The following is a 16,290-nucleotide window of genomic DNA, read 5'->3' as shown; positions in this document are numbered from 1 at the left end:
ATATCTTTCACAAAAATATATACCCTCTTTTTGAGTTCCTGTAAACTTTTTTTTTTTTTTACAATAATGGAATTTTGTTTATATATTATTAGTTATCATTATTGTAAACTACAACCTCTTCTATATTTACAGGTTTTGAAAAATAATAACCCTGAAATTGGTCACAACCAAGCTCTCGCAATATCTCATATTGTTCTTTATTTTCAACACCCTCTGCAACTGTCTTTAAATTCATTTCCTTTGCCATATAAATTATATTCTTTACAATTACATATTCATTGCCAAATAATTGTATCTTATCAATAAATTTCTTATCAATTTTAAGAGCATAAATTGGAAGCTGCAGAAGAAGCTCAAATGAAGAATATCCTGTACCAAAGTCATCTATAGATATTTTTATACCTTTTTCATGTAAGCTATTAAAAATTTGTTTTGTTAATTCCACATTGTTCAATATTGCTCTTTCTGTAACTTCAATTTCAATATCTTCAGGCAGAAGATTATGGGTTTTTAAACGTTCATTTAAAACTCCAATCATATTGTACATTGCAAATTCCTTACCAGACAAATTTACAGCAACAGGAATAGTTTTTGAAGTTTTTTGCTTAATGTACTTTATATCCTTACAAACAATATCAAGCACAAGCCTGTTCAAATCATACACAAGCCCGCTCTCTTCTGCAATTTGAATAAATTTGTCCGGAGTTAAAATTCCTTTTTGGGAGTTCCACCTAAGAAGTGATTCAAACCCGACTACCGTTCTACCATCATAAGATACCTTCGGCTGATAAACCAAAAAGAACTGTCTTTCCAGAATTCCTCTTGAAATTTCTGACTCAATCTCAACTCTTCTCAAAATCTCTTCTTCCATTGAGATTTTATAAAATTCATATTGGCTCTTTCCATAATCTCTTCCATGTTTTTTAGCTTCGGTCAGAGCAATCTCTGCATTCTTCAAAAGCGTATCAGCAAACTCTCCATCCTGCGGATACCCTGAAATCCCAACGTTTATGTTTGCATATAACCACTTTCCCATCACATTCCATGGTCTTGAAAATCTTTCTATGAGGTTTTCAACTACCATTGCAACAGAAGTTCTCTGTATGTTTGATGTCAAAACAACAAATTCATCTCCACCAAATCTACAAAATGTCCAATCCCTTGGCAAAAACTTTTTTATCTCAAATGTTATAGCTTTTAAAAACTCGTCCCCTACTGAATGACCAAATAGCTCATTTATATACCCAAAGTTACTTACCTCTATAAATATTACCCAAAAGCCAGAATTATCTTTTTTGCTCTTATCAATTTTTTCTCTCAAGACTTCATTCAAAAAGTTCCTGTTAGGAAGACCGGTTATTTCATCATAATATGCTATAAGTTCAATATATCTACTTAATCTCAAATCACACGAAACATGTGGAGTTACATCCTCAAATGTACCAACTATCTTTAAAGGCTCCTGTTCACTATATAAAATAGTAGCACATACAAAAATCCATCTACCATCCTTCAGTTTTATTCTGCTCGAAAAACCATTTTGACCTTTTTCTATACTGTCTCTTACAAGCTTTTTAAGATGTTTAAACTCACTTTCAGTCATTACATCTTGGATAAAATTAACGCTACCATTTATTTGGATAGAAATGTATTCAAAACCGTTTGAAATGTAAACTCCTTTTTTTTCTATATCATAGAGCCAAAATCCTCTTTCTGATTTAATTAATTGTACTAATCTTTCATAATTACCTTCTATTATGTTTTTAAAATTATTAATCCAAAAATCATTAGAAGATTCACTCATACATCTTTTTCATCCTTTCTAAATGATTAATTTAAACTTTCTTTATTTATACAAGACTTATTTTAATCTTTTCTGTATTCCATTTCAATGGTTTTAAAATAGTTTCGAAATTTATATTGTTCTTGAATTAGTACATTAGTTGACTATAATTATAACTTATGTATACTAATCTGTTTTCTTTGGTTATTCTATTATTAAACTTTATTGGTTATTAATAACATCCACGGGCTTATGTCAACTTAAACACAAAATTTCGATAACAAAATTTTTGTAGGTGAGTGCCTGACCGGGCTTTTTCCAAGACTGTGGCTGTTATACTAACCTTGAATAAATAAGATTGCATTTGAAATGGGGGTTTGATGTATGTATGAAATGAATGAAAAAGAGGCAATTATTCTGGAAAGATTCACAAACTTGCTCAAAGAAGCACCTCAGATGCTTGAAAGGCAAAAAGACTTAGATAAGTTTGCTGAAGAGGTAAGTAAAATTCTCTATAGTCTATTGATTGAAATCATTGTTTATTCAATTGAAAAACTTGATGACAAAATCAAGGAGTCTGAAGATGTCAAAGAAAATTGGAAAAATATAAAAAGAGATTATAGAACTATCCTCATGCCTCATGCAGTTGTGGTTTACAAAAGACGATACTATCAGCACAAACAGACCGGTGAGTATGCATACCTCGTAGACAAATTTTTAGGAATTGATAGTTATCAGCGTCTCAGCCAGCATTATGAAGAAAAAATAAAAAGTCTTTTTAGAATCCACAAATCCTTTGCTGGTGTTTTAAAAGAACTTGCTAAAGCCTCAAGCTCTACCGAAATAAGCGCACAAACCATTAGAAATAAAGTTTTTAAAGATAAAAAGAAAGAAGAAAAAAAACAAAACTAATAGTCATTTTTCAGAAAAAGTGATATAATAAATATAAGATAAAATTAAGTCAATTGATATTTTGGGAGGTGAAAAAATGAAAAGATTATTAAGACTTATATCAAGCTTATTAGTTGTTTTAATTTTACTTTCTATGTCTGTATCCTACATTTTAGGTGCATCAAATCAGCAATCACAGACATCTTTACTTGAGAAAAGTTTCAAAGCAGAGCTTGCAAAAATACTAAACCCTGACTCGCCTCTTTCTTGTGACATAATTTCTTCATCATCCGGGCAAAAGTCACTTGGTTATGGTCTGAATCTTGCCATTAACGATATGAAAACATACAAAATAGCTTTTGACAGAAAAAATAAAAAACTTTATGTGCAGACTAAAAAAGACAATGTAAATCAAGCTGTTTTTATAAACGGGCAAAATGTTTATAGGCTTGACCCAAAAGATAATAAATATACTCATTTGAACATACCAACAAATTTATGGATGAGTATAAATATAATTGACAGTACTCTTACTCAACCTGTGAATAAGCTATATCAGAACATTTTAAACTATCTTGGTTCTCAGTCATCTTCAATTGTAAAAAGCGCAGTAAAGACAACAACATCTGTAGGTTCAAAAAAGATAACCTGCTGGCAGCTTAGCGCTAACCTGCCAAGCAAGATATTAGAGCCTGCATTTAAAGAATTTTTATCTACATCTTCAAAATCTGTTATTTCTCAGCTTAAACTTATGTTTGACATCTATTTAAAGTCATTGACTGATGATGAGAAAAAGGCATTAAGTTCACTGAACATTGATGTCAATAAAATATCATCTGCTGATATATCCAAACAGCTTGAAATTTATTTGTCTAAGATTATTGCTTCATTAAAATTAGATGACTATAAGATTATCTTCTATATTGACGAAAAGACAGGCAAAATTGTTAAGTTAATAATAAAAAATCTGCCTTCAACCGGCAGCGGCATTCTGTCAAGAGTGGAGATTTCAAATATTCAAACAGGAAACGATGTAAAGTTCCCTCAAATTCCTCAGAACATGATAAAAACTCAGTCAAATCAAGTAGATATAGTTGGTATTTTAAAACTGATTGAAAATTTTGTTTCAAAAATGCAGCAAATTAAATAAAGCTGTAGAAAATTAAAAAGCATGGAGACTGCCACATAAGGTTACCAAATAAAAAAGGTGGCAGTCTTTTTATTTTTAGATAAAACAACTATTGCGATAAATTATCTAATTTTTGTAACATTCTTTTAAAAATAATCACACAAAATATCTTTATAATCTTTTAATTGTGAGGCAACATATGTTCATCAAAAAAGAAGGTGAAATTGCAAATGAAAGTTAGATTTGTCTCAGCATTTTTTGCAGTAATATTAATTTATACACTTATTTCTTCTGATTTAGTTTTCGCACAACCTCAGCAAATAAAGATACCAGTACTTGTATATCACTATTTTGCAAAGGACCAAAAAGAAGCTCAAGATTATAATTCTTCAACAGTTGTAAACATTCAAAAATTTGAAAGACAAATGGAATATTTATATAAAAATAATTTTAAAACACTGACAATGGAAGAATTATATAAATTTTTGAAAGGCGAGTATACTCCCCCTAAAAAATCAGTTGTGATTACAATGGATGATGGTTACAAAAACAATATTACCTTAGCATATCCTATCTTAAAAAAATATAGGTTTAGAGCATGTATATTTGTAATTGGAAAATTTTTAATATCTAAAAATTCCTCAAATGAATTTGAGTATCTTTCATTTGAAGACACTCTTAAATATACAGACGTCTTTGAGTTTGGTTCCCACACATATGACATGCATAGGCTGCTAAATGGAATGCCCATTCTCCTTCAGGCTAACATGCTGGACATCATTTTTGATTTTGTAAACAATCAAATGCTTATAAATTCTCCTTATTTTGCTTATCCGTTTGGCGCATATGACGAAAAAGTAATAGAAGTTTTAAAGTCTTTTAACTACAAATTAGCTTTTACTACCAAAAAAGGATATGTGACATCTTCTACTGACCCGTATGAGATCCCACGGTTTACTATCTCACAAAAAACTACTTTTGACCAGTTTGTAAAAATTGTAAATGGTGAATATTTTGATGTATATGTGCACAAATCCAGCAACAAAATCCGCAAATCTAAACAACCTACCAAATTGCTTGATGAAAAACTACAATACAATTTTATTCAAAAGAGAGGCTAAAAAGCCTCTCTCTTTATTTGGTAAGAAGCCATACCCTCATCTCATTAGCTCCCCTATTTGCCCAAGCATAATAAGGAATGAGCTTTATTTTTGCTGGAACAAACTTTGGCCTGTGGCTCTTGTAAAGCTCTTCTCCAAAATCATCTTCTGCCATCCTAAAACCATCTACTTCAACTGTGTACAAACCTCCTAAAATATTGCTATCAAATTCTAACTTGCCTTTGCCATTTACATCAACAAAAAGCAGATGCAAATTCTTGCCATTGTCTGCTTCTTCTGCACAAAATACAACAGGGCCTTTCACAACTGCCACTTTACCTACATTGCTCCTCACCTGCGGGTGTGAACTTACCATTTTAACCTCTGTTGGTATCTTTAATATAACTTGATCATTTTCTTTCCACAACCTCTCAATGCAAACATAGCCGCTGGGCGGTTCTTCTGGCTCTTCTTTCTTCCCATTTACATAAACCTCATAGCTTTCACACCAACTTGGAATTCTAAGATAAAGCTTAAATCTTGCTTCTTTTGAAGGTTTTAAATCTATCTTGACTATGTCTTCAAAAGGATAACTTGACATTTGCTGGAGTAAAACCTTAACACCACCTACTTCAACCTGAACACTGCTGCCAATGTATAAATTCACGTAAATCCCTTCATGGTTGTAACTATAAATATACCTTCCCAAAGAGGCTAAAAGCCTTGCAACATTTGGCGGACAGCACGCACACCCAAACCAAGGTTGACGTTCTGGTTTTACATGGCGCCTGTCAAACCTCTTTTCCACTTCTTTCGGATATACCTCAAGAGGATTTACATAAAAATACTTTTTACCATCCTGCGACATAGAACCAATAACGGTGTTATAAAGAGCTCTTTCTACAACATCATAATACTTAGCATGCGGTTCTATTTTGTTTAAGCGATGTGCAAAAAAGATAAGACCTACAGATGCACAAGTCTCAGCATACGCTGTATCATTTGGCAAATCATACTCAAATGTAAATGCCTCACCATGAGCAGATGAACCAATTGCACCTGTGATATACATCTTCCTTTTGACTATGTCATCAAAGAGAGTCTTGCACACATCAAAAAGCTCTTTATCTTGTGTATATGCTGCAACATCTGCAGCTCCAGAATAAAGATAAACTGCTCTTACTGCATGACCAACAGCTTCTTTCTGCTGCCTTAAAGGCCTGTAGGCTTGCAAATACTCTCTGCCAAGACTTTTAAAACCAGCCCAGTGACTTTTTTTCCCTCTTTTTTCATACTCAATATCAAAGTAGTAAGGCTCTTGACCTCTTTCATCAACAAAAAACTTTGCAAGCTCTAAATATTTTCTGTCCCCTGTCACTTCATAGAGCTTTACAAGCGCAAGTTCAATCTCTGGATGACCATCATACCCCGGAATTTTACCTTCTTCTTTGCCAAAAACATTGTATATGTGGTCTGCAATCTTTTTTACAATCTCCAAAAGGGTTGTTTTGCCAGTTGCCAGAAAATGCGCACAACCTGCCTCTATCATGTGCCCTGCAGTGTAAAGCTCATGACACTCTTCTAAATTTGTCCACCTTTTACCCTTTTCTTTGATAGTAAAATATGTATTGAGATATCCATCTTCCCATTGAGCCTTGCCAATCAGCTGTATAACCTCATCAACTTTCTTTTCCAAATCAGGGTTTGGGTACTTTTCAAGGACGTATGAAGCTGCCTCAAGCCACTTTGCAACATCGCTGTCTTGAAAAACAAATCCTTCAAATTCGCCTTCCTCAAGTCCTGCTGCTATCTTGAAATTCTTTATTGCATGGCTTTTGACTGGAATATCAACATTATCATTGAGTATCTCCCATTGATATGGAACTACCACATCTTTTACAAGGTCTATGTATTTTCTCCAAAAAGGATCTGTGATTGAAACATCTTTTATTCTGGGAGAATTCAAATATACTGAAAAATCTTTATCACTCATCTTTTTCACCTACCTAAAATATTTTTTGTTTTTCTAAACTAATTTTATTTTCTAATATTTTTATTCACTTTTCAAGATGAAAAATCTAAAATTACCTAAGGAAAATCAGCTAAATCTTTTTAAACGACACTCAAATTTATCAATGGAAAATATAAATTTTCACCAAATTGTCTCTTTTGTTTTTGTACATATTTTTTTTACCTTATTTTAGCTTTTATTTGAAAAAGATAAGTAAAATCAAGCCCTTTGCTTGTCTTTTGAAACTGTTTATTCTTTGTTCAAAACCTCTACAATTCTTTGTATTCCTTTTATCTTAAAACATCAAAATAACAATTGAAATAAAGCTTTCCGGGGAATATAATTTTGTAATCATCTGAAATAGGCTTAAAATCATCAAGTTAAAGGAGGAATTTTAGCTTGTTTGAGAAGCTCAAAAGAATTCTCATAGGAAAGCCTCTGCCAAACGAAGCTGAAAAGACAGAAAAATATGGTGTTTTATGGGGATTGCCAATTTTGTCAAGCGATGCTATATCATCAGTTGCATACGCTGGACAAGAAATTTTGTATGTACTCTTGCCTGCAATAGGATTTCTTGCTTTTAAAGAAATATCTGTTGTAACTACTGCAATCATAATACTTCTTTTTATTTTAATGCTCTCTTACAGACAAACTATTGAAAACTATCCAAATGGTGGCGGCGCTTTCATTGTCGCGAAGGACAACCTCGGCGTTTTGGCAGGCATTGTGGCAGGAGCAGCTTTGTCAGTTGACTACATCTTGACAGTAGCAGTTTCTATCTCGTCGGGTGTTGACCAGATTGTAACCGCACTTGAATTTTTAAAGCCTTATAAGATTGCCCTATGTCTATTTTTAGTTCTATTTTTGATGATTGGAAATTTAAGAGGAATAAGAGAATCATCCAGAATATTTGGTATACCTGCTTATGCTTTTATGTTTTCAATTTTGGCTTTAATTTTAGGTGGATATATAAAGCTAAAGATGGGATATGTTCCGCCAGAGCCAAAAGTAAATTATTCTTCACATCCTGTTACTCTCGTTTTGCTTTTGAAGGCATTTGCAAGCGGGTGCACAGCACTGACTGGAATTGAGGCTGTATCAAATGCTGTTCCAAACTTTAAAGACCCGGCAACAAAACATGCTAAAACTGTTTTGCTTTTATTATCGTTGATAATCCTCGTGTTATTTGGCGGAACAACACTTTTGGCAACACACTACCATATAGTTCCTTCTGAAGGTGCTATGCTTGTTTTGATGGCGCAAGAAATTTTTGGCAAAAGCTTTATGTATTACATTGTTGCTGCAACAACCTTTATAATCCTTGTTTTTGCTGCAAACACAGCATTTTCGGGTTTTCCAATGCTTGTTGCTGTCATGGCAAAAGAAGAATTTGTTCCAAGGCAGCTGAGTCTCAAAGGTGACAAGCTCTCATACTCAAATGGAATTATCATCCTTGCTTTGGTATCCGCCCTTTTGATTGTAGCATTTAATGGTAACGTTACAGCACTCATTGGACTTTATGCGGTTGGTGTTTTTATATCATTTACACTATCTCAATCAGGTATGTTTGTAAGGTGGCTTAGAAACAAAGGCAATCACTGGCATATAAAAGCATTTATAAACGGATTTGGTGCACTCACAACATTTGTTGTTGTCATTATAATTGCAATAACTAAATTCAAAGAAGGTGCGTGGATTGTTGTTCTTTTAATTCCTCTACTTGTCTTTGCAATGATAAAGGTAAAGCTTCATTATATTGCCGTTGCCGACCAGCTGAGAGTAACACCTGAAGATAAAGAACTTTTGGATGTTGAACACAATATATATAGAAACAGGGTTATTGTTCCAATTGAAAGTTTAAACAAGGCAAGCATTCGTGCTTTAAGATTTGCAAAGACAATCTCAGACAATATAATTGCTTTTAATGTATCAATAAATGAAGAGCAGGCAAAAAAGCTACAAGAAAGATATAAAATGCTCAATTGTTCCATCCCACTTGTAATAAGGTATTCACCTTATAGAAAAATATTAGAACCGCTTTTAGAGTATATAAAGTCAGAAGAGTACAACTATCAAAAGGGGGACATGATAACAGTCATCATACCCAAATTTACCGTACAGCGCTGGTGGCAAAAGGTTTTGCACAACCATACATGGCTGTTTATAGAAAAAGAACTTTTAAAACACAAGCACATTGTTGTATCTGTCATGCCACTGCAGTTGAAAGATGATGATGTGGTTTTGAAGAAAAAGAACAAACCTTTGTGGAAGGTGTTGGAGGAAGACTAAAGATTTTCTCCATAAAATTAAGTAAGGGAGCTGGCCAATGTTTTTTTGGGCTCAGCTCCCTTTATTATAGTTTACTTTTTGAGATTGTTAAGTGCTCTGAATAATATTGTCAAAAGTTCAGCTCTCGTGATTGTATTTTGAGGTCTGAATGTTCCATCTGGATAGCCTTTAACAATACCAAGCTTGTATGCTTTTGCAAGATATTCAACATCTATCGATGACTGGTCAAACAGATCACTAAACTCAATTTCAGCTGGTTCAACCGTCACACCAATCTTTTCTAAGGTCTTCATTATGATTGAAACTGCTTCAATTCGTGTAAGTGGTTTGTTTGCATCTTCTACTTCAGAAATAACTTCATTATCAAGCAAAGCTTTCACAGCTGTTGCTGCCCAGTCAGGAACATTTGAAGGCTTTGTAGCATCTTTTGCTTGAACTTCGAATGCTCTTTGGACAATAACTGCTGCTTCAGCAAGTGTCACATTTTTTGCAGGTCTTAGTGTCATGTCGTTATAGCCAACAACCAATCCAGATGTTACAGCCTGCTTGAATGTGTCATATGCCCAATGTGTATTTGTAATATCTTTATAAACCTCTTCAAGCTTTGCTGAAACAACCATTATTGTTCCTTCTTTTGTAGTATTTACAACAACTTTGTTTAAACCCTTCTTAACTGGAACAAGTGTAGGTTTGTTTGCTTCATCTATGACAAATGCAACAGGTATCTTGTTATCTTTAAAAACTTCTGGATCAACTTTTATTTCTATTTGAACAGGTTTCACTATATCCGCATTTTCAACGTTAACCTTAATAGCCGGTGCAATAACTGTACCAATGTTAACAGCTACAGGTGTTTTTTCAACTTTTTCTACATTGATAACTGCATTTTTATTTGTTACAGCATCAGGTACAACTATAACCTTTGTATCCTGTCCAAGATTTACTGTTGCTGGTTTGTCAGCTTCAACCTTAATTGTTGCAGAATTTTGAGAAGTTACTTGTTGAGTTTGCTGTAGCTGTTGTGCTGAAGTTTGCGTCTGTGTTTGTTGTTGCTGTTGTGTTTGTTGAGTTTGCTGAGTTTGTTGTGTTGTGGTAGATGCACCTGTTGAAGGCGTTGATGGAATTATTGTCGACGGTGAAGTAGTTGTTTGAGCATTTCTTGTAACTGTTATAGTATAAATCTTTTCAGAATTATCATCAGCAACCACCTTTACTCTTATTGTATTGACACCAACATTCAATGATATAGCATTTGTATTACCCAAAACGTCATTGATATAAACCAATGATGTTGGAACCTCTGGTACTGCAGTGACTGTAATTGAAGATGTTTCATAAGGCACTGTTACAGTGTAAGCTGTTATATCTTTATTAAATGCAGGTGATAATGTGCCTGTACTGATATTAAGCTGTTTAAGATTTTTATTCTTAAATAGTGCCAATTCAATGCACCCAAATCCAGTAGTATCTCTCCAGTCATTTCCACTCTTGTCGTTCCAAGTAATCACATTTACTCTTCTACCTGTATGATCAGCATCGTTTACCTGAACATCAAAACCTATTATCATGCCTTCAGAAAGAACTGTTGTTCTCATATATACTTTCGCTTCAACTGTGTATCCAAATGGAGTTATCTTCGTGCTTGTTATAAAGTTCTGTGCTGAACCATTTGTACCAAATGTCTGTGTGTTTTCGTAGTTCACTCTGTATTGAACATCGTCATCTTCATAGAAAGAGGTTTTATGATTATTCTCATCTACAAAGAATTCAATCGAATCCTGTTCCCATGGATTTGCATTAGCTTTGTTTAAAAGTGGGTCATATACGTCTGCCCAAATATACAGAGCAGTTTCATCCCATAAAAGTTTGACATTTGCATAAGCTGCTGCATATACTGTGCCACTTACCTGAATTGGTGTTTGTGTTGTTATCTGTGTTGCAAAGTCCCAAATAGCATCCGCTTCACCATCTATCTTAGGTGTACCTTTGTAAACTGTTGCAAACTTTATGCTATCTGACATGCTTAAAATTCCATAATTGTCTGTTGCATATAACTGAGAATTTGTCTTATCATTCCAGCAGAAAACGTTAGCATCATCCCTTACTACTAAATCAAATCCAATGTTAGTTCCTTTGGAAAGTTGATTGTCAAGAAGTATCTTAGCTTCAACAACATATGAATCTTGCTTTGATACAACTTTATATGCTGCAACCTTGCCATCTTGAAGTTCAGTCAAAACGCCACCTCTTGTTATAATAGCCCAGAAATCGTCTGATTTGAATTCAGGAAGTTTTGCATTGTCTTGGTCAATACATATCATAACATAATCAGTTGATGGATTGTATATTGCGTCATTTACGTATACGTACAAATATACTTCATTAGCATTCCAAAGCATCCTCGCTGTAGCTTTTGTATTTCCCGCATCATCTTTAATTTCAATCGGAACAGCACCTCTGTATTCTCTGTCCATAACACCATCTATTGTAGCTGATGCATTTATAGCATATGCCTTGTTTATTGCAAGAGGCAAAACTGAAGGTTCAACAATTGCCCAGTAGCTGTATTTTGCCTGGTAATTGCTATCGAAAAGCAATGGCCAGTTGTTCCTATCTTTTGATAGCCATGAATAATCATCTTTAAGACCCCAAAGCGTTACATTTGTAATTCTGTCACTGTGACGTTTTAACATCTCAAATAGTTCTTTGAACTTTAATGCTTGTTTGATTGCTACATCTTGCGGTAGAGTGTCATAACGCTGGCTGCTACTTGTGTAAACACTTATGTCAAGCTCTGTTACTTGAATCTCAAGCCCAGGAATTGTTGAGAATAGATTGATTGTGTCTTCTATCTCTTTTACTGTTGGAGAATCCACATTAATATGCCCTTGCAAACCAACACCATCAATTAAGTCCATATCGTGCAATTTTTTGACCATGTTGTATATAAACTGTCTTTTCTTTGGATTTTCTGTGCTGTAATCGTTATAAAAGAGTTTTGCACTTGGGTCTGCTTGTCTTGCATACTGGAATGCAAGCACAATGTATTCTGGAATACCATTTGTCTCGGGTGTTGGTCCAAGAATTCTGTACCATTCACTTCTTCGATAGCCATCTGGCTGGCTTTCGTCAATAGCTTCGTTTACAACATCCCATGCATAAATTTTACCTTGATACCTTGACATAACAGTCTGAATATGAGTTCTTAATCTATCTCTTAAAAGTTGTTTATCCTCTGGATTGCTTGGATCAAGCGGCGTTCCGTCACTGTGCTGGAAGAACCAGTTGGGCACTTGGCTATGCCAAACAAGTGTATGTCCTCTTATTCCAATGCCATTTTGTTGCGCAAAGTTAACATACTGGTCTGCTATAGTAAAATTAAACTGACCTTCTGTTCTTTGCAGCGCATCTGGTTTCATTTCATTTTCAGCTGTTATGCTGTTGAAGTGCTTCAGTACCATTGCACTTTCAACAGGGTTTTGCAGAACCTTATATGGTATTGCGACACCAATTTTGAAATACTGGCTGTACTGCTGACAAAGTGATGGAATCTCCCATTCTGGCTGTTTTACAGCAGCGGGAATTGTAACTGGATTTTTGTCAATTGCTGTAAAATCGTCAAGATAAAAGCTCAAGGTAGCATTTGGTGACTCAACATAGAATATAAGCTGTGTTGCTGTTTGAGGTACTGTGTATGAACCTGAAAGTTCTGTCCATGCTCCCGATGGAACTGTTTGCTGATACTTTATAGAATCATAGTTAGTACTACCATCTGTATTTTTTCTTTGCATTGTGAGAGTTATCTTCTGGTCACTTCCACTGTTCTGATATACCCATATACTAAATTGATAGTCCTTACCTTTTTCAAGTAGACTTGTCATATCTATCTGGGCACCATTCCATGTTGATGCCCTTCCGCTTACATACAAAGCTTTAGTTCCTGAATGATAATAGACATTGTCAACAACGGTTAATGAAACACTACTTCCTCTTGGTACAAAATCTTCTGTAGTACCACTTTCAAATGTACAAGACTTAATGAGTCCTGGATTTACAACAGGAGGATTTTTGTCAATTGCTGTAAAATCGTCAAGGTAAAAATCAAAATCAAGGGCCGGTGATTCAACATAGAATATAAGCTGAGTTGCCGTTTGAGGGACAGTATATGAACCTGTAACCTCTGTCCATGTTCCTGATGGAACTGTTTGTTTCCATTTTATAGTATCATAATTTTCTGTATTGTCTGCATTTTTTCTATACATTGTCAAAGTAATCTGTTGGTCTTTTCCACTATTTTGATACACCCATATACTGAACTGATAATCCTTACCCTTCTCAAGCACACTTGTCATATCTATTTGAGCACCCTGCCATGTCTGTGCTCTTCCGGTTACATATAAACTCTTGCTACCTGTATGTGCAACTGTGTCAACAACAGATATTTGTGCATCAGTGCCAGTTCCTCTTGCCTGCCAGCCTTCGGTGCTACCGCTTTCAAACGTAGATGATTTTACAATGCCTGATGAAGTTGGCTGAGCAGATGTTACAATCACACTGTCAAGATAAAATTCAAGTGATTTGTTAGAAGGGACACATACAAGAAGTTTAACTATTTGGAGAGGATTAGATGTACTAATAGTAAATTTACCAAATATTTGTTTCCAGTAATTTGGCATTACTACCTTATCTGCAATCTGTATATATTTTTCACCTGCACTGTCTTTTACATATGCGTATACTGCAAATCTTTGCGGCTTTGCATCATTGTGATAAACAAACATAGATACAGTATATGTGGTATTTACCGAAACGTTAGAAGTAATATCAACAACTGCTCCATCCCATGATGAATTTCTGCCCGAAACTTTTAAAGAGTAGTCTCCTTCATAAGCCACTCCGTAAACGGTTGCAACAGTAGTTGAAACACCTCTTCCTGTCCACCCCTGGATACCGTTTTCAAAGTCAAATTTTAAATTAGTTTGGCTGCTTTGAGCTTTTGCAACCGGTGTCAAAAATGATAGGTACATTGGATTTAGCAATGAGATGACAAATATTAACATCACAAGAAATGCTATAAGTCGCTTTTTCATTATTTTATCTTCCCTCCCTTTATTTTGGCTTGAGAATAATATATAACATTAAATTTCAAACTTAAACCCCAAAAATTTGACTAAAATCTCCTAAAAATTAAATTAAATTTGATTTCAATATTGACTAAATTTTTCTAATATTCTTTAATATTTCATTTATAACAAACAAAATAAGCACAGCAGTTTTTTACTTATGCTGTGCTTGAATAATATAAACTTATCTAAATTCTACAATTTATTTATATGCATTTTTCATTATCTGTACAGTTTCCTCAAAAGAAAGCTTATATGGATCAACCTCAAAAAGTCCGCCCATTGTTTTTATAGCATTATCAGCAAGCTTTTCAATCTCATCCTCTTTAATTCCATAGTCAGACATCTTTAAATTCCCAACTCCACACTCTTCCTGAAGCTTTTTCATTGCCTTGATAAATGCAAACGGTCTTTCATCTTCTGGAAGTTGTTCTACATCAACACCCATTGCTCTTGCAAGCTGAATGTATTTTTTAGGCACCTTTGATGCAAAGAATGTATGATAAGCTTCAGATAGCATTATAAGTCCTGCACCATGTGGCAAATCTGGATAAAATGCAGAGAGGGCATGTTCCATTGAATGCTCTGATGTACAGCTGGAAGTCGACTCAACAAACCCTGCCAACGTGTTCGCAAGCGCAACATATGTTCTCGCCTCTATATTTGTCCCATCTTTTACACAAATCGGCAAGTACTTTGCTATAAGCTCAACGCTTTTGAGTGCAAACATATCACTTACTGGAGTTGCAATCTTTGCAATATACCCTTCAACTGCATGGAAGAAAGCATCAAACCCTTGGTAAGCAGTAAGATGCGGTGGTACACTTAGCATAAGCTCTGGGTCTACAACCGACAAAGTTGGAAATGTGTACTGGTTGCCATAACCTATCTTCTCGTTTGTCTCTTCATTTGTTATAACAGTCCAAGGGTCAGCCTCTGTTCCAGTTCCAGCTGTTGTGGTTATTGCAACAATTGGAAGTGCACCGTTTGATGGAAATTTGCCTTTCCCGCTGCCTCCAACAATATAGTCCCAGTAATCTCCATCGTTTTTAGCCATAATAGCAATACTTTTTGCAGAGTCAATGCTACTTCCTCCACCAAGACCAATTACAAAGTCGCAGCCTTCTTCTTTTGCTAATTTTGCCCCTTCCATAACATGTTTCTTGATAGGATTTGGCAAAATCTTATCAAATACAACATACTCAATTCCCTTTTCTTTTAATATCGCTGTAAGCCTGTCCAGATAACCATACTTTTTCATAGATGTTCCAGTAGATATTACAATCAAGGCTTTCTTTCCGGGCAAATTTTCGTCTTTGAGCCTGTTCAAACTTCCTGGTCCAAACAATATTTTTGTTGGTATGAAGTAGTTAAATACTAAATTCTCCATATTTTTATCCCTCCAAAATTCAATCTAAAACTTTAAAAGCAAAATTCCTTTTAAGTTTAGTATAATATTCTTGTCAACGTTTACAAGAGTGCACTTTTTGGATATAAAGTATCATACATGATACTAAAGGAAGGTGTTAACAAACATGACCCAAAAACAAAAAGTTAAAGAAGCAACATGCGAAATAGAAGTTGCATTTGAGGTCATAGGCGGAAAATGGAAACCTCTCATTTTGTGGTATTTAGGAGAATATGGTACACTCAGATTTGCTCAGCTGCAGCACTTAATCCCTGATATTACCCATAGAATTTTAACAAAGCAACTCAGAGAACTTGAAGAACATGGTCTTGTGGCAAGAAAAGTTTACCCTGAAGTTCCTGTAAAGGTAGAGTATAGTCTTACCGAAAAGGGAAAAGATGTTCTGCCAATATTAGATATGATGTGTAATTGGGCTGATAAGTATGATTATTTCGGATATAAACTAAAATACAATTTATGCAATGAAGAGTTGTGTGATTTGCAAGAAGAATAGCCTTTTGTCAAATTAAAATTCAAGTTAGTTAGGGGGGTTACA

9 protein-coding genes are annotated in these 16,290 nt (G+C 34.6%); 5 read left to right on the top strand and 4 right to left on the bottom strand.

Annotated elements, in window-relative coordinates:
• Positions 1 to 88 precede the first annotated feature (88 nt).
• The gene (locus tag CALKRO_RS02055) at positions 89 to 1,804 is read right to left on the bottom strand and encodes a putative bifunctional diguanylate cyclase/phosphodiesterase (RefSeq protein ID WP_013429464.1); all 1,716 of its coding nucleotides are present in this window, start codon (positions 1,802 to 1,804) and stop codon (positions 89 to 91) included.
• A 363-nt stretch (positions 1,805 to 2,167) separates the two neighbouring features.
• Between CALKRO_RS02055 and CALKRO_RS02050 the strand changes: the two genes are divergently transcribed.
• From CALKRO_RS02050 to CALKRO_RS02040, 3 genes are all read left to right on the top strand, one after another.
• The gene (locus tag CALKRO_RS02050) at positions 2,168 to 2,695 is read left to right on the top strand and encodes a UPF0236 family transposase-like protein (protein ID WP_013429463.1); all 528 of its coding nucleotides are present in this window, start codon (positions 2,168 to 2,170) and stop codon (positions 2,693 to 2,695) included.
• A gap of 76 nt (positions 2,696 to 2,771) precedes the next feature.
• A complete protein-coding gene (locus tag CALKRO_RS02045; protein WP_013429462.1) occupies positions 2,772 to 3,824 on the top strand; it encodes a hypothetical protein in 1,053 nt (350 codons plus the stop codon).
• A 209-nt stretch (positions 3,825 to 4,033) separates the two neighbouring features.
• Positions 4,034 to 4,924, top strand: coding sequence for a polysaccharide deacetylase family protein (locus CALKRO_RS02040; RefSeq protein ID WP_013429461.1), 891 nt, complete (start codon positions 4,034 to 4,036; stop codon positions 4,922 to 4,924).
• Between the two features lie 13 nt (positions 4,925 to 4,937).
• On the opposite strand, the gene CALKRO_RS02035 is transcribed toward CALKRO_RS02040, so the two are convergent.
• Complete coding sequence (locus CALKRO_RS02035; RefSeq protein WP_013429460.1) at positions 4,938 to 6,896, bottom strand: glycoside hydrolase family 127 protein; 1,959 nt, start codon at positions 6,894 to 6,896, stop codon at positions 4,938 to 4,940.
• A 417-nt stretch (positions 6,897 to 7,313) separates the two neighbouring features.
• Between CALKRO_RS02035 and CALKRO_RS02030 the strand changes: the two genes are divergently transcribed.
• Positions 7,314 to 9,203: an APC family permease gene (locus tag CALKRO_RS02030; RefSeq protein WP_013429459.1), complete on the top strand. Its 1,890-nt coding sequence runs from the start codon at positions 7,314 to 7,316 to the stop codon at positions 9,201 to 9,203.
• 71 nt (positions 9,204 to 9,274) lie between these two features.
• Here CALKRO_RS02030 and CALKRO_RS13075 read toward each other — a convergent pair whose 3' ends face one another.
• Together CALKRO_RS13075 and CALKRO_RS02020 are read right to left on the bottom strand one after the other, a co-directional pair.
• Complete coding sequence (locus tag CALKRO_RS13075) at positions 9,275 to 14,293, bottom strand: endo-1,4-beta-xylanase (protein WP_013429458.1); 5,019 nt, start codon at positions 14,291 to 14,293, stop codon at positions 9,275 to 9,277.
• 235 nt (positions 14,294 to 14,528) lie between these two features.
• Positions 14,529 to 15,716 (bottom strand): iron-containing alcohol dehydrogenase, encoded by a 1,188-nt coding sequence (locus tag CALKRO_RS02020; protein ID WP_013429457.1) that lies wholly within the window; start codon positions 15,714 to 15,716, stop codon positions 14,529 to 14,531.
• A 145-nt stretch (positions 15,717 to 15,861) separates the two neighbouring features.
• Here CALKRO_RS02020 and CALKRO_RS02015 point away from each other — a divergent pair, with 145 nt between their 5' ends.
• Positions 15,862 to 16,248, top strand: a complete 387-nt coding sequence (locus CALKRO_RS02015; RefSeq protein WP_013429456.1) for a winged helix-turn-helix transcriptional regulator — start codon at positions 15,862 to 15,864, stop codon at positions 16,246 to 16,248.
• The last annotated feature ends 42 nt before the right edge of the window (positions 16,249 to 16,290 follow it).

The organism is Caldicellulosiruptor kronotskyensis 2002 (genome assembly GCF_000166775.1).
Classification (GTDB): domain Bacteria; phylum Bacillota; class Thermoanaerobacteria; order Caldicellulosiruptorales; family Caldicellulosiruptoraceae; genus Caldicellulosiruptor; species Caldicellulosiruptor kronotskyensis.
The sequence above is the reverse complement of the archived record's forward strand: the minus strand, read 5'-3'. Positions and strand labels throughout refer to the sequence as shown.